Genomic DNA, 17,444 nt, shown 5'->3' with positions numbered 1-17,444 from the left:
CGTAACCAATCGAGTAGGTGCCAGGTACATGCTTCGGACGCGTCGCAGGTGGGGGTTGCGCCCGCGAACCGGGCCGGATACACGGAGGGCGCCCCTCCGTTTCCGGTGGGGCGCCCTGGGCGCGGAGTGTGACGCGAAGAACTACTTCTTGCCCTTGCTCTCGCTGCCGCCGCCGTCGGAGTCCGTGGACAGCACCGCGATGAAGGCCTCCTGCGGGACCTCCACGCTGCCGACCATCTTCATCCGCTTCTTGCCTTCCTTCTGCTTCTCCAGCAGCTTGCGCTTACGGGAGATGTCGCCGCCGTAGCACTTGGCGAGCACGTCCTTGCGGATCGCGCGCACCGTCTCACGGGCGATGACGCGGCTGCCGACCGCGGCCTGGATCGGGATCTCGAAGTTCTGCCGCGGGATGAGCTTGCGCAGCTTGTCGACCATCCGGACGCCGTACGCGTACGCCTTGTCCTTGTGCAGGATGGCGGAGAACGCGTCCACCTTGTCGTGGTGCAGCAGGATGTCGACCTTGACGAGGTCGGCGGTCTGCTCGCCCTTGGGCTCGTAGTCCAGCGACGCGTAGCCGCGGGTCTTCGACTTCAGGTTGTCGAAGAAGTCGAAGACGATCTCGGCCATCGGCAGGTCGTAGCGCAGCTCGACGCGGTCCGCCGACAGGTAGTCCATCCCGAGCAGCGAGCCGCGGCGGGACTGGCACAGCTCCATGATCGCGCCGACGAACTCGTTGGGCGCGAGGATCGTCGACTTCACCATCGGCTCGTACACCGAGGTGATCTTGCCCTCGGGGAACTCGCTCGGGTTGGTGACGATGTGCTCGGAGCGGTCCTCCATCACCACGCGGTAGACCACGTTGGGCGCGGTGGCGATCAGTTCGAGGCCGAACTCGCGCTCCAGCCGCTCACGGACCACGTCCAGGTGCAGCAGGCCGAGGAAGCCGACGCGGAAGCCGAAGCCGAGCGCGGCGGACGTCTCCGGCTCGTAGACCAGCGCGGCGTCGTTGAGCTGGAGCTTGTCCAGTGCCTCCCGCAGCTCCGGGTAGTCCGAGCCGTCGAGCGGGTACAGGCCGGAGAACACCATCGGCTTGGGGTCCTTGTAGCCGCCCAGGGCCACGGTGGCGCCCTTGGACTGCGACGTGATCGTGTCACCGACCCTGGACTGCCGGACGTCCTTCACACCGGTGATGATGTAGCCGACCTCGCCGACCCCGAGACCGTCGGAGGGCGTCATCTCCGGACCGGAGATGCCGATCTCCAGCAGCTCGTGGGTCGCGCCGGTCGACATCATCTGGATGCGCTCGCGCTTCTTGAGCTCACCGTCCACGACCCGCACGTACGTGACCACGCCACGGTAGGAGTCGTAGACCGAGTCGAAGATCATCGCGCGGGCCGGGGCCTCGGCGATGTTGGCGCCGACCGGGGCCGGCACCTTCTTCACGACCTCGTTGAGCAGGTCGCCCACGCCGACGCCGGTCTTCGCGGAGACCTTGAGCACATCGGACGGCTCGCAGCCGATGATGTGCGCCAGCTCCTCGGCGAACTTCTCCGGCTGGGCGGCCGGCAGGTCGATCTTGTTGAGCACCGGGATGATCGCGAGGTCGTTCTCCAGCGCCAGGTACAGGTTGGCGAGGGTCTGGGCCTCGATCCCCTGCGCCGCGTCGACCAGGAGGACGGTGCCCTCGCAGGCGGCGAGCGACCGCGAGACCTCGTACGTGAAGTCCACGTGGCCCGGGGTGTCGATCATGTTCAGGATGTGGGTCGGGGCCGTGGCGTCGCCGTCCGTGGGCGCCCAGGGCAGCCGGACCGCCTGGGACTTGATCGTGATGCCACGCTCACGCTCGATGTCCATGCGGTCGAGATACTGGGCACGCATCTGCCGCGGATCGACCACGCCGGTCAGCTGGAGCATCCGGTCGGCGAGCGTCGACTTGCCATGGTCGATGTGCGCGATGATGCAGAAGTTACGGATCAGCGCCGGGTCGGTACGGCTCGGCTGCGGAACATTGATCGGGGTCGCGGGCACGCAGGGTCCTGTTTCTCGACGCTTGACGTCTGACGTCTGTAGGCGGATCGATACGTTGACCCCCATCGTCCCATGACTGGAGGCCTGGGACCGGTTTGGGAGGTCGTGCGGGCGGCTGGTAGCCTGGAGCACTGTGCCTCGTGCCCTGTGACCCGAGGCGCTCAATGAAAAGTACCCGAACCTGAGAAGGCTCCTTCGTGGCGAACATCAAGTCCCAGATCAAGCGGAACAAGACCAACGAGAAGGCGCGCCTGCGCAACAAGGCGGTCAAGTCCTCCCTCAAGACCGCGATCCGCAAGGCCCGCGAGGCCGCGGCGACCGGTGACCTCGAGAAGGCCACCATCGCCAACCGCGAGGCCGCGCAGAAGCTCGACAAGGCCGTCAGCAAGGGCGTCATCCACAAGAACCAGGCCGCGAACAAGAAGTCCGCGCTGGCTCACAAGGTCGCCTCGATCAAGGCCTGACCGTTTGACCGGGGCCCCTGGCCCCATCTCGCCGGAAACGGAACCAGCGGCCCCTCTACCGCCCGGACCGGCAACCGAAAGACATCGCGCCGCGCTCGGCCGTTCGCCACGCGGGTGCGGCGCACACAGCATCATCCGAAGGCCCCGCAGCCATCCTCACGGGACGGCAGCGGGGCCTTCGGCGTTGCCATATCCTCACGGCATGTCGACGCCGCCTGATCAGCCGAGCGCCTACCCGTATCCGGGTCCCCAGTCCGCCGCGCAGCCCTCGCCGGGGTTCGGGCCGCCGGTTCCGGCCCAGCAGAACCCGTACGCGCAGCCCATGCCGCAGCAGGTACCGCCGCAGCCGGGCCAGCCCGGGTCGTACTACGGACCGCAGGGTGCGCCGATACCGCAGCTGCCGCCACCGCCGCCGGGCGGTGGCTCGGGCGCCGGGAAGGCCGTGCTGTGGGCGGCCGTCGGCGCGCTGGTCGCGTCCGCCTTCTGGGGCGGCGGAGTGCTTCTGCTCGGCGGGAAGGACAAGGACACCGCGACCGCCGACCTCAAGGGGTACAAGGTCCAGTCCGATGTCTGCTCGGCCGCCGAGATCTCGGCCTTCAAGGGCAAGTACCCGGAGAGCGACAGCTCCCCGGTGACGTACACGCTCAAGCACGACGCGCTGGACGACATGTACTGCGACATGGACCTCAAGGCTTCGGGGTCGACCTACGCGGACGCCTATCTGTCCACCACGGTGCAGTTGCACAAGACGACCGATCCGTCGGCCGAGTTCGTGGCGCGGTGGGAGAGCTACACGCAGCGCAAGGGCGACTACAAGGCCGAGAAGGTCACCGGCTTCGGCGACGCGGCCTATCTGATCACCGAGGACACGATCAGCGGCTCGTCCGGGTCGCGCTCGGTGACGCTGGCCGTGCGGGACGGCTGGATGACGTACCAGATGGCCTGGAGCATGTATCTGTCCTCGCTCGACAAGGACAAGACCCCGCCGTCGGTGAGCGAGGTCACCGGCTGGGTGAAGAGCTCCACCACGGCGACGCTGGCCAAGCTGAAGAACTGAGCGGGGCCGAAGAACTGAGCCGGGGCTGAGGAACTGAGCCGGGCGGCCCGGCCGGAGGCCTGCTGGGCCGCCCGCGACTCCAGGAGCCGCCAGGCTTCTACGAGCGGTCGCGGGCGGCGCGGGCCACCGCCACGACGGCTTTCTCCAGGGCGTATGCGGGGTCCGCGCTGCCGCCCTTGACCGCGGCGTCCGCCTCGGCGACGGCGCGCAGCGCGGCGGAGACCCCGTCGCCGGTCCAGCCGCGCATCTGCTGGCGCACCCGGTCGATCTTCCACGGGGGCATGCCCAGGTCACGGGCGAGCTGGCCGGGGTTGGCGCCGCGCGGGGCGGAGGCGAGCTTGCCGATGGCGCGCACGCCCGAGGCGAGGGCGAAGGTGATGCCGGGCAGCGGCTGGCCCACCGAGAGGGCCCAGCGCAGCCGCTCCAGCGCCTCCGCGGTCCGGCCGGTGACGGCGAAGTCGGCGACCTCGAAGCCGGTGGCCTCGGCGCGGCCGGTGTAGTAGCGGGCGACGACGGCCTCGTCGATCGTGCCCTCGACGTCGGCGACGAGCTGGGCGGCGGCGCTGGCCAGCTCGCGCAGGTCGCTGCCGATGGCGTCGACCAGCGTCTGGGTGGCCTCGGGGGTCGCGGAGCGGCCCAGGGCGCGGAACTCGCTCCGCACGAACGCCAGCCGGTCGGCCGGCTTGGTCATCTTCGGGCAGGCGACCTCGCGGGCCCCCGCCTTGCGGGCCGCGTCCAGCAGAGCTTTGCCCTTGGCCCCGCCGGCGTGCAGCAGCACCAGGGTGATCTCCTCGGCGGGCGAGTCCAGGTACGCCTTCACGTCCTTGATCGTGTCCGCACCGAGGTCGTGCGCGTCGCGCACGATGACGACCTTGCGCTCGGCGAAGAGCGAGGGGCTGGTCAGCTCGGCGAGGGTGCCGGGCTGCAGCACTCCGGGGGCGAGGTCGCGCACATCGGTGTCGGCGTCGGCGGCGCGCGCCGCCACGATCACCTCCCGCACGGCGCGGTCGAGCAGCAGGTCCTCCTGGCCCACGGCGAGCGTGAGCGGAGCGAGCAGATCGTCTGGGGAACTCTTCCTGGCCATCGCGGACCAGCATCCCACGGGGGACTGACAGCGGCGGCCATGGCGGAGAATGGTCCGGTGAGCGACGTACGACATGTCCTGGTGCTGCCCGACCGCGATGCCGCCGAGGAGGCCGCAGAGGCGGCCATGGAGCGGTTCGGCCTCCCCTTCGAGCCGCAGCTCGTCCGTGACGCCCTGGCCGGCGAGGACGACGCCGAGGACGCCCAGTGGCTGGTCGTGGTGGAGGACGAGGAGGGCCGCCTCGAAGGCGCCGCCCTGCACGCCCTGGCGGAGGAGTTCGACGGCTGGCGGGAACAGCCCCGCGAGTAGCGGGTCGCCGGGCGGCCTAGGTCCGGAGATCTAGTGCCGCGGGCTCTGGTGGCGTCCGTCGGTGCTCGGTAGCGTCACGGGGCATGACGACACCTTCCGCACCGCTCACGCCTTCCGCCCCTTCTTCCGCTGCCGTCTCTCCCGCTTCGCCCCCTTCGCCCGTTCCGGACGGGCCCCGGAGCTTGAAGCAGCGCAAGGACGAGGCGCTGCACCGGCTCGAACACGACGCGGACGTATGGGTGGCCACCGCCGACGCCCAGGGGGCGCCGTGCCTGGTGCCGCTGTTCTTCCTGTGGGACGGCGAGGCGCTGTGGCTGTCCACCCGCGGTACGAATCCCACCGGCCGCAATCTGCGGGAGAGCGGGCTGGTGCGGGTCTGCCTGGGGCACACCCGTGACGTCGTCCAGATCGATGCCACGGCCGGCACCCTGACCGCCGCGGAGCTGCCCGTCGAGATCGGTGATGCCTTCGCCGCGAAGGGCGACTGGGATCCGCGCGGCGACGGACCGTCCTATCTGTGGTTCCGGGTCCAGCCGCACACCGTCCAGGCGTGGGGCACCGTGGCCGAGTTGAAGGACCGGGACCTGATGCGTGATGGCCAGTGGCTTCTCTGACGGGAATCTATCGAGGTCGACAGCTCGGGTGATCCATTGCTTCGCATACACCATGGAACGGCAATATTGACGACGGATTTCGTTGTTCTGAATCTCTTGACGCGTTCTTGGCGGCCGGGGTTTGATGCCGGGGATGAAGCGGCCGTTCCGCTTCGATTTTCCCTGGACCGGAGGCGGTAAGCCCCCCTCAGCACCATCCGATCGGACCCCGCATGACTGACACGCTGCGTCCTCCGCACTCCCCCATCGCGCCGCCCGTCACCCCGCCGAAGGCCCTCACCCGGTCCATCGGCGTGGTCGGCGGCACGCTGCTGACGCTGTCCTGCCTGACGCCCGCCTCGTCGCTCTTCGTCATCGTGCCGGGCCTCTTCGGGGATCTCGGCACCGGGACGGCGCTGACCATCGTGATCGCGGCCGTCCTGTGCATCGCGGTGGCCTTCTGCTACTCCGAGCTCGGCACCCTCATCCCGAGCGCGGGCGGCGAGTACGCCATGGTCGGGACGCTGATCGGCCGGCTGGCGGGCTGGATCGTCTTCATCCTGTCGCTGATCGTGGTCATGATCGTGCCGCCGATCATCGCGCTCGGCACCGGCGAGTACCTCGAACCGATCATGCACATCAACGCCCAGTGGGCGGGCGCGGGCGTCATGCTGCTCGCCACCGTCATGGGCCTGCTCGATCTGCGGGCGAACGCCTGGATCACCGGCATCTTCCTGGTCCTGGAGGTCATCGCGGCCGGAGTGGTCGCCGTCCTCGGCTTCTCGCACTCCTCCCGTTCGGCGTCCACGCTCATCCACCCGGTCGTCGAGGCGACCGGCGGCGCGCCGGGCAGCCCGGCCACCGCCGCCCTCACCGGCGGCGCGATCGTCGCGGGGCTGGCCGTCGCGCTCTTCGTGCTGCAGGGCTTCAGCACGGCGGTGTACCTGTCGGAGGAGATGGAGAACCCGCGCCGGAACGTCTCGCGGACCGTGCTGTGGACACTGGGCATCGGCGCCGTGGTCGTCATCGTCCCCACCATCGCGATCACGCTCGGCGCGCCCGACATGCAGACCCTGACCGAGGGCAACCTCTCGGCGATGGTGAAGGCCTGGAGCAACTCCGCCGTGGGGACGTTCGTCAGCCTGTGCATCGCGCTGGCGATCATCAATGCGGGCATCGTCATGGTCATCCAGAACTCCCGGGTGCTCTACGCCTCGGCCCGCGACCGCGCCTGGCCGCGGCCGGTCAACAAGGCGTTCTCCACGCTGAACAGCCGCTTCGGCTCCCCGTGGGTGGCCACCCTCGCGGTCGGCGTGCCGGGTGCGGCGCTCTGTTTCGCCCCGCTGGACACGCTCACCAATGTCACCGGGGTCGCGGTCGCCGGGATGTATCTGCTGGTCGCGGTCGGCGCCCTCGCCTCACGGCGCGGCAGCCACAAGTCGCGGCCCGCGTGGCGGATGCCGCTGTGGCCCGTGGTCCCGGCGGTCCTGATCCTGGTGATGGCCTACGTCCTGTACGTGCAGGAGATCAAGGACCTCGCGATCACCGGCGGCATCGTGGCCGTCGCCTGCCTGTACTGGCTGCTCTATCTGCGGCCCCGCCAGGACACCCGCTGGGTGATCACGGTGCCGGAGGAGCAGCTGGGCCTGGAGGACGAGCCCGTGCACGCCACGGCCGGCTGAGAACACCGCGGTTGTGCGGCGGCGCTGCGGGCGCCGCGTCACGCCGGCTCCATCGTTGTGGCCTCCCGGGCCGGGATCTCCTCCTGGTCCGGGAGTTCGCGTATCCGGGGTACCGGCGAGGGCAGCAGCCACAGGACGCACAGCACTCCGCCGACGGTGGCGATCCACAGCGTGGGCCGCAGTCCGAGTGCCGTGCCGAGCACGCCGCCCGCCAGGGCGCCGAGCGGGCGGACGCCGTGGTTGACCATGCGGTAGGCCCCGGTCACCCGGGCCCGCAGCCGGTCGGGGATGACAGCGCTCTGCAGGGAGCCGCTGGCTATGTCCAGCACCATCACCCCGAATCCGGAGACGAATTCGGCGAGGAAGAGCAGGGCGAGGACCAGCGGGGTGGGTCCGCCGGCCAGCGGCACCAGGATCAGCGGGGTGGGGAAGACCGCGAAGCCGAGGACGACCGCCGGGCCGATCCCGATCCGCCGGACGATCCGGCCGCTGAGGGCGGCGCCGATGAGTCCGCCGACCGCCCCGGCGCCGATCACCAGCCCCAGCACGCCCGCGTTCAGGCCGAGTTCACCGACCGCGTAGAGCACGACGATGGTGTGGAAGACGAAGTTGAAGAAGTTCACGGTCGCCGCGGCGGCCAGCAGCGGGCGCAGGATGCGGGAGCCCGCCATGAACCGCAGCCCGGCCGTGAAGTGCCCCTTCTCCGCCGGGGCGACCGGTGGTTCCACCGGGGAGATGCGTGCCAGGTAGCCGGCCGAGACGAGGTAGGAGACGGCGTCGACGAGCAGCGTGAGCGGTGCGGCGAGTATCTGCACCAGCAGACCGCCCACACTCGGCCCCGCCACGAAGGAGAAGGCCCGGCTGCCGTTGACGAGCGCGTTGCCGTCCACGTACTGGCCGGGCCGCACGAGAGAGACGAAGAGCGTGGCGTTGGAGACGTCGAAGGCGACGCTGCAGGCGCCGACGGCGAAGGCGATCACATACAGGTGCGTGAGGGTCAGCACGTCGAGGGCATAGGCGGCGGGCAGCGAGAGCATCAGCGCCGCGCGGACCAGGTCGGCGGCGATCATGATGCGCCGCCTCCTGCTCCGCCGGTCGGCCCACGCGCCCGCGGGCAGCGAGAACAGCAGGGCCGGCAGCAGACCCGCGGCGGAGAGCCAGCCCATCTGGGCGGCGTCCGCGTGCAGCACCAGGACGGCCGCGAGCGGTATCGCGAGGAACGACACCTGGTCGCCGAAGAGCGAGACGGTCTGGCCGGTCCAGTACTGGCGGAACGGGCGTTCGCGCAGCAGAGCCGGCATGCGCTCGGCGACCTTCATGACTACTCCTCGGCGGTGTCAGGGTCGGGGTCGTTGCCGGGGGCCGGGTTGTCGGCGGGGGCCTCGGCTTCCCGGTCCAGGAAGGCGATCCGCAGGACGGAGACGCGCTGCGCGCCGTCGGGGCGGAGCGCGGGATCCGTGTCGCGGTCGGCGAACGTCTCCAGCAGTTCGTCCACCTTCGCGCCCAGCGCGGTCAGTTCCTCCGGGGTCAGATAGACCCACGTGTCGCCGAACTGCTCCGCTTCCTGCCAGTCGCGCGACAGTTCACGGCGGGTCTCCAGCGCCTTGGTCATCTTCCGGAAGTAGTCCTCAGCGACGGCGACGGTGAGCGCGTCCGCCGCGTCCGCCACCGCCGGGTCGTCCGAGTAGCCGGGCCAGTCCGTGAAGCGCGCCGTCGCCCGCCACGGCTTCTGCCGGCCGTGGCCGCCCTCGGCCTCCTCGACGAGTCCGAACTTGGCGAGCACCCGCAGATGGTAGGAGCAGCTGGCGACGGACTCCCCCGTCAGCTCGGCGGCCCGCGTCGCGGTGAACGGGCCCTCCCGGCGGAGCAGACCGGTGAGCTTCATCCGCGTCGGGTGGGCGTAGGCCCGCAGGGCGCGCGGGTCGCTGAGGTGTATCTGCCGCTCGGTCATGATGTAAAGATACCTTTAGAAAGAAATCTTTACAACGAAGTCTTTACATAGAACTCCCCACCACGGTGGCCCGGAGATCGTCCGCACGGTCCCCCACGACCGCGACCGATCCGTCGGTGTCCGTCCGCAGCACCCTCGCGCCCTGCGCGCGCAGCGCCGAGACCGTACGCGGCGCCGGGTGGCCGTACGGGTTGTCCGCGCCGCAGGAGATCAGCGCCAGACGCGGCCGGAGCCGGGCCAGCAGCACCGGGTCCTGGTAGGCCGAGCCATGGTGCGCGACCTTCAGGACATCCACCCGGGGCAGCTCGGGGACGGCCGCCAGCAACTGCCGCTGGGCCGGCGGCTCCAGGTCACCGAGCAGCAGGAACGTCAGCCCCGCCGTACGGACCAGCAGGACGACGCTGGCGTCGTTCGGACCGTTGTCCGGCAGCTCGCCCGGGGTCACGGGCGGCCAGAGCAGCTGCCACTCCAGCCCTCCCAGCCGGCGCCGCTCCCCCGCCGCCGCACGGACCACCGGGATCCGCGCGGCGGCCGCCTGTCTGCGGACGAAGGCCGCCTGCTCGGGCGGTTCGTCCAGCGTCGTCGTCTCGATCGCGCCGATCTTGCGACCGCGCAGCACTCCCGGGAGCCCGTCCACATGGTCCGCGTGGTCATGTTCTCCACGATGTGTGTGTCTCATGAGACACACACAGGCGGGGAAGCAACAGGTGCGAGGCAGACTCCGTGACATCTGCTCGGCGTAGCCTCGCTTCTGCTGAGACACTGGGATCAGCATCGACCAGTGACGTGAATCACTCAGAGGCGTGGTGCTTCGAAGGTCAGTACGCACCCCGGCCAAAGGGCGGCGACTGCACTCCGTTGCGGTACCGCCGACGCGGGGTGAACGCCCAACTCGCCTGCGCGGCACTCGCCGCGCCAGCTGACGAAGTCCTTATCAGCTGGCGGACTATACAAGCCTGACGACATGTGGATGCGACCGTAATTTACCTTTGTGGTGGCAAGCTCTTCAAAAGTTGACCTTACTGGTTGCCTGGCTGCGCCTGCGGGGGCGGGGCGTCGGGATGATCGTCGATCCAAGCGAGGCTGCCGCGGTTGAGATGGCGGCGGGCGCGGGTGATGGCGACGTAGGCGAGCCGGGCCTCGGCAATGTCGATAGGCCCCGGTACGGGGTTGCCGTTTCCGTCGGGGCTTCCGGTGTCTTTGGGCGGGTGGAAGTCTTCGGCGATCTTCACGTTGGGCCATTCGCGCCCTTTTGCTTTGTGGGCAGTGGAGACGGTGACCTGGGCGCGGGATTCATCGTGGAGGCGACCGACGGCGTCGAGAATCTGATCGGTGCCGTGGCGGTCAATGAGGTCGACGAGTGCCTGGAGATCGCTTCCTGAAGGGTCGTGGGCGGCGTAGTCCTGCACGGCGCCCCAGGTGGGGAACAGGACGAGTTCGGGATGCGTGGTGGCGCGACCGTCTTTGAGGTCCCGGGCAGCCAAGGCCAGGGCGCGCAGGGGATTTCCGCCGCCGACGAGGGCGGTGCGGTGGCCGGCCCCGAGAAGATTAAGGATCTCGGTCATCGCGCCGACGTTGGTGCGACACAGCACGGCGTTCGGAGTGGTGGTGGCGGTGTCGAGGGTGGTGGGAATGGTGTCGCTGCCAGTCAGGCGAAGCTCCGTGCCGGTAGCGGTCAGCCAACGGTTTGCCTCGTGGGCGAGCGCGGGGCCGAAGCGGAAGGAGCGGGACAGGGCCAACTGGGTGCCGTCGAAACCGGTCATGACGTCTCGGGCACCGCGCCAGCCATAGATGGCTTGGGCGGAGTCGCCGACCATGACGAGCTGGGCGTGGTCTTTTTGGTGGAGAAAGACTTGCTCGACGACAGGGTTGGTGTCCTGGGCTTCGTCCAGCAGGAGGAAGTCGCAGCCGATATGGGGACGGGTTAGGGCCCAGATTTTGAGGTAGTGGTCGTGATCGAAGCGGACGCGGCCCTGGTCAGGGTCTTGCAGGTCCTTCCATGCCTGGAGGGCGAAGGGCAGGATGATGTGGGCAAATTCGGCATGGAACTCAGGGCCATTCAGACCGCGCAGGGCGGGGATGTGATGGCGGGTGGGGGCAGGGTCGGCGGAGTGGCAGAAGCGGGTGATTGTGCGCGCGACAGTGTGGGAGAGAGTGTGGGGGGTGATGTCGTGGGGGCCGATGCGGACGGTGGCGGTGATGCCGAGGTCCTGACCGGTTTTCCAGGCGGGGCGGCGAGGTGCGTTCAGGCGATGGCGGTAACGATGGCCCAGCGCCCGGTAGGCCAGTGAGTGGGCGGTTGTGCAAGTGACGGTGGCCGGGAAGCGAGCGGTGGCATCGGTAGCGGTCGCGCGGTTGTAGGCGAGGTAGCGGCCGCGGCGTCTGGCGTTGGCGGTGAGCAGGGACAAGGTGGTGGTCTTGCCGGTACCGGCTCCTGCCTGAATGGCCAGGTGCTGGCCGTCGTGGAAGGCCTCGATGGCGGCGATCTGTTCGTCGGTGGACTCGTGCACGATGCTCTCTCCGGACGGGGTTTTAGGGGACAGGGCAGCAACAGGCGGGTCAAGGATGCGTGCACCGCCGGGCGTACTGGCCTCCCGAGCGTTCGGTGGGGTGCTGGCTAGGCAGGCGGGGGTGGATGTGCTCTCGGTGACTGTGTGGTTCGAAAGGTTCCCATTCGGTCATCGCCATTTCGGTCCTGCGGGTGGTGTGGCCGGTGCAGCGCTGGGCACGCCAGCGAAGCTGCTCGGCGTAGGGCAGGGCGGCCAGGTCGTAGACGGCCATGGTTAGGCCTGCGGGCAGGGCGAGTTGCCCGGCCGTGGCGGTGGCTGGTAGGAGCCGCCAAACGCCAGCGGACTGTTTGATATGGGCGAGGGTTCGGCTGCAACGGGCTTTCGTGGTGGCTGCGGGGGCCAGGCAGGCGATCTCCTCGACGGGGCGGGCGGCCACGTAGCGGATCCCGAGGATTTGCACGACCGGCCGGGCCGGGCGGCAGGCAACCGGACCGGGGGCAGAGGTGGGGGTGATGGTTCCGACACCGATCAGCCGGCGCGTCCGGGTGGTCAGGGCCCGGCGCAGTCCCGACAGATCTGGCAGGTCCATGATCGGGGCGCGGGCCGGGCACAGGGCGGCGTGCGGGAGCCGGCACCAGGCGCTGCCGTCCGACGTCGGGTAGGCGACCCCAGCGGCCACATGCCAGCGACTGAGCTCCGGAACCGCCTCAGCAGGCAACTCGCTGGGATGAAGCGGCACCGGGCGATGGCCAGGGCGGTAGTACCACTCAACGGCGTTGCCGCAGTCACGGCAACGCCCAGGCTGGCCATAGCGCAGCAGCCGAGTGCCATTCCTCGGAACGGGGTGCACGTTGCGGGAGCCGTCACAGCGGCTGGGCGGGTGGTCGGGTACGACGGTCATGCCCGCGAAGATCGCAGTTGACACGCCGTGTGGGCAGTGGCGCGGCAGCAGCTGTCCCCCAACCGGACGATGCAGGTAGCACTGCAGTACGCCTAGCGGTCCGGTGTTCGCCACCAGTCAGCATTGCGGGTAGACCTCGGCGGCGGGTCGCCCAGGGTCGTCGGGTCGGTTTCAGCCGGTGGGAGGGCCGGGCAGTTCGTGCTCAGAGCACATAGTGCCGAGGAGATCGTCAAAGGAGGCACCCAGGGCATGGGCCAAAGCGTGCCAGGTGTTGAGGGTGCCAATCGTGCGGCCCTGCTCGATCTCGATGAGCGTGCGGCGCGACAGGCCTGAGCGTTCGGCGAGTTGATCGTAGGTCAGCCCCGCAGACGACCTGAGACGGGCCACCTCCAGACGGAGGGCGTCGAAGTCCGGGTCGAGCGGGAAGATCGTCACCTGTCCATCCGACGGTGCAGGACCCTGCACTGTCAGTGCAGATCTCTGCCCTATCTGCAAGCAAATGGATGCCAGGCAAGAGGGCAGGGTTCTGCACTACGGTGTCGCCGGGCCATAAGGGCCCCTCACCACAACGGGATGACCAGCTCCGAAACAACCCCAGGAGGCCAGGCACGATGGGTCCCGGCAGGCTTTCACCCTTCCCGCCACGGATCTGGACCGTCGATATCCGCGCCCGCGGCGGGGCGCCGGCCGTGGAATGCCACACCTGCGGACCAGTACGCGAGCACGGAACGGAGCCACGTGCGGTTCACCGCAGCGTTATCAGCCACCTCGCGGCCCATGCCCGACGCGATCTGACGCCGCCTTACCTCAGAAGCTGCCAGTGCGGCCACCGACGCTGTCCCTGGCACCGACCCCATCGCGGCTGCACCGGGCCCGTCTGTCTGGCCCTCACCTACGAGGCGGCTTCACGACGATGGCGCCTGACCGACCTCTGCCACCAATGCTGTGAAGCCACTACCGGAACCACTGCGGTCCCGCACGCTCCGAGTCCCAGCGCCCAGTACGCACCCGCACGGCACTCCACCGCAGGCCGCATGACTCCTCCCGACGAGGATCCACTGGTCTGGGACATCACCTGAAGCAGGGCATCCGGGCCCCATATCAGGTGGAATCGCGATCAGGATCGGGTATTCCTGAGGCATCTCCAGCAGATTAGGCCGCAGGCCAGTGCGACGAAGACGCCTAGAGTTCGGTACGGGGTTCCTGTCGGACGCCGAGTCGTGCCTGGACAGATAAACGGCGGATCGGGCGCTCCGGTAGCGCAGTCTCAGCTCCTGTCCCTGATCGACGATGAACGCTCATGTCGCGGTGGCTCACACCTCATGAAAATGCGAGGAAAGTCAACCCTGACCCTACTTCCCCCTTACGGGCAACAAAAACTAAAGCCAATACGAATCATTCATATCTGAATCCGGTTGCAAATCTGTTTTGATCATCCGCAGCTTCCGATTTCGCGCTTCCCACTCGTCCACTCTCACTCGGGCTCGATTCAGCGCTTTACACTGACCACTCGACAGGTAGAACCGAATCGACTTCACCGCATCCCAAGCCTCATTGCATTCCTTGGCATTAAGTGAGTCTTCCGAAGCAACCATAAGATAGCGATCAACGGCATCCACCACGATCTGCTTCTCAATGCGTGGGTGCAGTTGCGGAAGGATATTGATCACGCCGTCCGAGCTATAGACGACTACAATAGCCGAGGGTCGTTCACTGTCGAGGTAGCGGATGGCATTATTGAACCGACTACCGCGTGCTGGGTCACCTCTGCCGTGGGCAGTGCCATCGAGAATTACGCCGATAGCATGGCACTGGCCTTTCGGGTCGACGAGCATCGCACCATCCATGTCCGTCAACTGCGACAACAGTTGCGAAGTTAGCCGAGCTGGCTCAATTGACCACGACTGTGGCGATAGACGTTCAGCTTCCCCCACAGCGTCGCTTGAAATAATAAGCATGGCTCCGTGTCTGTGCTTTCCGGCAGCCTGTGCAGCCTCACGTAGCGCGCCTTGATCGGCCTCAGGGAAAAGGCGACTCGCGAGATCTTCCAGATACACTTCATCAAGTACACGCGTGGGCAAGGACGGAATGCCGTCACGCACTGTGAGCAGAACTTCGCTCGCGTGCGAAAACTCCCAAACACCTCGTGCAGTGAAACTGACGGAAAACACTGTTTCACTACTCGCGTCATACTCAGGCTTCACTACACCAAGGCCATAGACGATTTCGCCATCCGACAGCAGGTCCGATTGAGATCCGCTAGCCTCCAGAAGCTTTCGCACGGCCGTCACGTTATGCATCTTCACTGGGTGTTTGAGCCTGAGGAAAACTTCGATAGCGGGATCGTCCTGCTTTGCGATGACAAGCCGTCCCGCTCCAGGCCGCCCCTCATAAGGCAGAGCAGAGAGCCCACTCATCAGCAAATGGTTCTCGCCGCCAAACCAAAAACCAGCGCAGTACAAGATGGAGCGGATCATCGCTTCAGTGGCGCTCCGTACAATCTCATCGTTGCTGTCCGGGAGATACCCCGATCCAGAACCAGGAATATACAGAACTCGGATCGAACGTTTAAGAATCTCACGAATTACAGCATGCACCAGCGACATGTGCACATGAAAGCGATCACGTTCCTCGGTCGTGATTTTGGGGACCTTATGAAGGGCTGCTTTGTCAATACTGATAAGTGTATGGACTTCATAATCGCCCACGCAAACGGATCCACTTGAAAAATGTGCTCTCTCTCGCTCTCGTGGCATCGCTTCAAAAGCTTCTTCAAGCGCTTTTGCCCGCATGCTGTCGCGTAGTTCCAGATCACGCTCTTCATGCACATGAGGAACGCTGTGGAACATATCGCGCTCGGGATGGCTATCGTAAAGCTCGAGTGCACGTCGCCTCACTTGATCGAAGTCATCAGGTGAGTATGGGCCGTCTTCAGGATCAACGCATACGTCAAACTCATGCTCACCAGCGGATTTGAATCCAACGAGCACCACATCCGGATTCCCAGTGAATCCGATCGCCTCAAGGGCAAGTTTGGCGCAGACCTCCACAGAGATTCTGAAGTGATACTGATAGGCCCACATAAACTGTCTGATCGAAAGTCCCCCCGCATGGCCTCTATTCACTCCTCAGCAATCGCAGCAATTTGTTTTTACAAAGGTTCTACCTTGCTTCGCCATCGCCGGCCTCACGGCGTCCCTCCAAAGAGTTCGATTGCTTCAGCGAAGTCGTCGGCCAGCTTCTGCGTACTCCGCTCTTCAAAATCTAGCTCGCCTCTGCTGTCCCGATCTGTCCAGTACCGACCCTTGAGCCGCCTCGCCGGGCTACCAGACACATCAAGTACGGTTGACCCGTGGTGGATTCGGCTTCGGTGCTCAACGCGCATATCAGGCCTATTGAGATACATGTATGTCAGCCGGACAGACCCATCGGCTTCTTCCACGTTGGCCAAAGCAGAAGTGGACTTCGACTCGTCAGTCATCAGCTTCACAGAAATCCGTGAGGCAGTCTGTTGCACTACAAGATAAACGGTCTTCGGCGGTGGAATGTTGCCATTTTCCGCGTCAATCCAAAAAGATGTAAGCGTACCCTTCCAAGTCCCGCGGACGCTCCGCGGTACTCCCACACCCGGGATTTTCTGGACCAAGGGAAGCCGCCATAGCCAAAAGTCCCAGACGTTAAATAGAATTGTGCACAGAAGAACAGCGGACGAGAAGAATTTGAGGGCGTTCCAGTCCGGCTTCCCATCTTGCGCCCATGCGCTAAACACGAAGACGAAGACAACCACTCCGACAATTACGCGAATGACAATTGTTTGTTTCACGCCGCGTATCCCAAATAGTTCCAAGCCGCTTTCACGAAGTCACGTCCATCCTGACGATCCCAATCTTGTGCACTGTGAAAGAGGTACTTGCATTCGCTCACCTCTAGCCACCGCTTCGAGTCAACGGAGGGCTCGTCGCCCTGCAGTTCCCCCCAGATGTGAACGATGACGCCTTCAATCGTCTTAACCCACGTCGATGCAAGGAAGACACTGTCTGGGCAATTGTATACAAGACACTCAATAAAGAATGACGGAACCACTCGGTGGACGCCTTCTGAAACCATCGCGTTCTCGACGCGCTTCATAATCCGGACAGCATTTTTGTAATACTGTGTAGTGCGAGTGTTCTTCGCCCGACCATTTTCCAGTTGCTTTTGTGAATAATTCTGCAGGGAGGCACCATTCTTCTTGAAGACTTTGGCGCCCTCGCGATAGTTATTGGCCGAAATGTAATACCGATAGTCGAAGCAAGGCACGACGTCAGCATCTACCCGTGCGCTGCCAGAGCGGATACGAAAGGCCGTCGAACCCGAGGAGTCAACTTGTCCAGGGAACTTAGCCTTCAGTGCCGCTTCAAGTTCCGACCGTAGCCTTGGCGGGGTCCAGATTCCGGTGTAGGAACCGCTCGGTGGGTGTGCGCCCTTCGTTGCTTCGTCCCAGTACATGGCCTCGCCGCACTGCACAGCAATATCAACATCGCTGTCCGTTCTAACATTAGTGTTGTTTGCATACGAGCCTTTGGCATAGACAGCAAGATCGCAACCTTGGAACGCAGTGTGCTCCTTGATGCCTTCACGAATCATCCGCTCGGTGCGGTCTTGCCTATCTTGTTCGGTCGGACTGGACGGACCAATCCAACTGCTCAGTTTTTCTTCCAGTTCCATGCCGCTCCCCATCAAAATCGTCGAGTCGTTGACCACGGTAACGGTCTGCCGCTCTGGCTATCCTCCCCGCGGTGATGCTGGCCCCCGCCACCGGCGGTATTCCTGCCATCGGGCCCGCGCCGGCCGCTCCCGTCCCGGCCTTCGGGCCGTCGTCCCGA

At 66.1% G+C, this 17,444-nt stretch carries 15 protein-coding genes and 1 pseudogene; 5 read left to right on the top strand and 11 right to left on the bottom strand.

Annotated features, from left to right (window positions below):
• Positions 1 to 141: 141 nt before the first annotated feature.
• Positions 142 to 2,028, bottom strand: coding sequence for a translation elongation factor 4 (gene lepA / locus C6N31_RS09435; protein ID WP_138353160.1), 1,887 nt, complete (start codon positions 2,026 to 2,028; stop codon positions 142 to 144).
• 197 nt (positions 2,029 to 2,225) lie between these two features.
• On the opposite strand from lepA, the gene rpsT reads away from it, so the two are divergent.
• Both rpsT and C6N31_RS09425 read left to right on the top strand, forming a co-directional pair.
• The gene (gene rpsT, locus C6N31_RS09430) at positions 2,226 to 2,492 is read left to right on the top strand and encodes a 30S ribosomal protein S20 (RefSeq protein ID WP_138353159.1); all 267 of its coding nucleotides are present in this window, start codon (positions 2,226 to 2,228) and stop codon (positions 2,490 to 2,492) included.
• A gap of 202 nt (positions 2,493 to 2,694) precedes the next feature.
• Positions 2,695 to 3,549, top strand: a complete 855-nt coding sequence (locus tag C6N31_RS09425) for a hypothetical protein (RefSeq protein ID WP_232484972.1) — start codon at positions 2,695 to 2,697, stop codon at positions 3,547 to 3,549.
• Positions 3,550 to 3,646: 97 nt separating this feature from the next.
• Here the strand turns inward: C6N31_RS09425 and holA are convergent, their stop codons facing one another.
• Positions 3,647 to 4,633 carry a DNA polymerase III subunit delta gene (gene holA, locus C6N31_RS09420; RefSeq protein WP_138353158.1) on the bottom strand — a complete coding sequence of 329 codons (987 nt, stop codon included), beginning with the start codon at positions 4,631 to 4,633 and terminating at the stop codon, positions 3,647 to 3,649.
• A gap of 57 nt (positions 4,634 to 4,690) precedes the next feature.
• Here holA and C6N31_RS09415 point away from each other — a divergent pair, with 57 nt between their 5' ends.
• The 3 genes from C6N31_RS09415 to C6N31_RS09405 all read left to right on the top strand — a co-directional run bounded on the left by C6N31_RS09415 (position 4,691) and on the right by C6N31_RS09405 (position 7,217).
• Positions 4,691 to 4,942: a hypothetical protein gene (locus C6N31_RS09415; protein ID WP_138353157.1), complete on the top strand. Its 252-nt coding sequence runs from the start codon at positions 4,691 to 4,693 to the stop codon at positions 4,940 to 4,942.
• A 182-nt stretch (positions 4,943 to 5,124) separates the two neighbouring features.
• Positions 5,125 to 5,556, top strand: coding sequence for a pyridoxamine 5'-phosphate oxidase family protein (locus C6N31_RS09410; protein WP_232484971.1), 432 nt, complete (start codon positions 5,125 to 5,127; stop codon positions 5,554 to 5,556).
• A gap of 212 nt (positions 5,557 to 5,768) precedes the next feature.
• The gene (locus tag C6N31_RS09405; RefSeq protein ID WP_138353155.1) at positions 5,769 to 7,217 is read left to right on the top strand and encodes an APC family permease; all 1,449 of its coding nucleotides are present in this window, start codon (positions 5,769 to 5,771) and stop codon (positions 7,215 to 7,217) included.
• A gap of 38 nt (positions 7,218 to 7,255) precedes the next feature.
• Here the strand turns inward: C6N31_RS09405 and C6N31_RS09400 are convergent, their stop codons facing one another.
• The 9 genes and pseudogenes from C6N31_RS09400 to C6N31_RS09360 form a co-directional block, all read right to left on the bottom strand.
• Positions 7,256 to 8,536, bottom strand: a complete 1,281-nt coding sequence (locus tag C6N31_RS09400) for an MFS transporter (RefSeq protein ID WP_138353154.1) — start codon at positions 8,534 to 8,536, stop codon at positions 7,256 to 7,258.
• 2 nt (positions 8,537 to 8,538) lie between these two features.
• Entirely contained in the window at positions 8,539 to 9,168 is a 630-nt protein-coding gene (locus C6N31_RS09395) for a winged helix-turn-helix domain-containing protein (protein ID WP_138353153.1), read from the bottom strand.
• Positions 9,169 to 9,211: 43 nt separating this feature from the next.
• A pseudogene (locus tag C6N31_RS09390) lies at positions 9,212 to 9,823 on the bottom strand (ComEC/Rec2 family competence protein); the annotation flags it as partial.
• A 364-nt stretch (positions 9,824 to 10,187) separates the two neighbouring features.
• Positions 10,188 to 11,678, bottom strand: coding sequence for a UvrD-helicase domain-containing protein (locus C6N31_RS09385; RefSeq protein ID WP_198357380.1), 1,491 nt, complete (start codon positions 11,676 to 11,678; stop codon positions 10,188 to 10,190).
• Positions 11,679 to 11,727: 49 nt separating this feature from the next.
• Positions 11,728 to 12,579, bottom strand: a complete 852-nt coding sequence (locus C6N31_RS09380; RefSeq protein WP_232484970.1) for a DUF6083 domain-containing protein — start codon at positions 12,577 to 12,579, stop codon at positions 11,728 to 11,730.
• Positions 12,580 to 12,750: 171 nt separating this feature from the next.
• Positions 12,751 to 13,014, bottom strand: a complete 264-nt coding sequence (locus tag C6N31_RS09375; protein ID WP_198357379.1) for a helix-turn-helix transcriptional regulator — start codon at positions 13,012 to 13,014, stop codon at positions 12,751 to 12,753.
• A 944-nt stretch (positions 13,015 to 13,958) separates the two neighbouring features.
• Positions 13,959 to 15,662, bottom strand: coding sequence for an anti-phage protein (locus C6N31_RS09370; protein ID WP_198357378.1), 1,704 nt, complete (start codon positions 15,660 to 15,662; stop codon positions 13,959 to 13,961).
• Positions 15,663 to 15,766: 104 nt separating this feature from the next.
• The gene (locus C6N31_RS46055; RefSeq protein WP_438817412.1) at positions 15,767 to 16,204 is read right to left on the bottom strand and encodes a Cap15 family cyclic dinucleotide receptor domain-containing protein; all 438 of its coding nucleotides are present in this window, start codon (positions 16,202 to 16,204) and stop codon (positions 15,767 to 15,769) included.
• A 194-nt stretch (positions 16,205 to 16,398) separates the two neighbouring features.
• The gene (locus C6N31_RS09360) at positions 16,399 to 17,322 is read right to left on the bottom strand and encodes a nucleotidyltransferase domain-containing protein (protein WP_198357376.1); all 924 of its coding nucleotides are present in this window, start codon (positions 17,320 to 17,322) and stop codon (positions 16,399 to 16,401) included.
• Positions 17,323 to 17,444 lie beyond the last annotated feature (122 nt).

Origin of the sequence: Streptomyces fildesensis (genome assembly GCF_016107395.1) — a bacterium.
GTDB classification, from domain to species: domain Bacteria; phylum Actinomycetota; class Actinomycetes; order Streptomycetales; family Streptomycetaceae; genus Actinacidiphila; species Actinacidiphila fildesensis.
This window is presented reverse-complemented; position numbering and strand designations above follow the sequence as displayed.

Excerpts from the sequence above, each read along its gene's own strand:
- C6N31_RS09405 (WP_138353155.1), top strand. The coding sequence starts at position 5,769 with ATGACTGACACGCTGCGTCCTCCGCACTCCCCCATCGCGCCGCCCGTC.
- holA (WP_138353158.1), bottom strand. The coding sequence starts at position 4,633 with ATGGCCAGGAAGAGTTCCCCAGACGATCTGCTCGCTCCGCTCACGCTC.
- C6N31_RS09400 (WP_138353154.1), bottom strand. The coding sequence starts at position 8,536 with ATGAAGGTCGCCGAGCGCATGCCGGCTCTGCTGCGCGAACGCCCGTTC.
- C6N31_RS09395 (WP_138353153.1), bottom strand. The coding sequence starts at position 9,168 with ATGACCGAGCGGCAGATACACCTCAGCGACCCGCGCGCCCTGCGGGCC.
- C6N31_RS09380 (WP_232484970.1), bottom strand. The coding sequence starts at position 12,579 with ATGACCGTCGTACCCGACCACCCGCCCAGCCGCTGTGACGGCTCCCGC.
- C6N31_RS09425 (WP_232484972.1), top strand. The coding sequence starts at position 2,695 with ATGTCGACGCCGCCTGATCAGCCGAGCGCCTACCCGTATCCGGGTCCC.
- C6N31_RS09370 (WP_198357378.1), bottom strand. The coding sequence starts at position 15,662 with ATGTGGGCCTATCAGTATCACTTCAGAATCTCTGTGGAGGTCTGCGCC.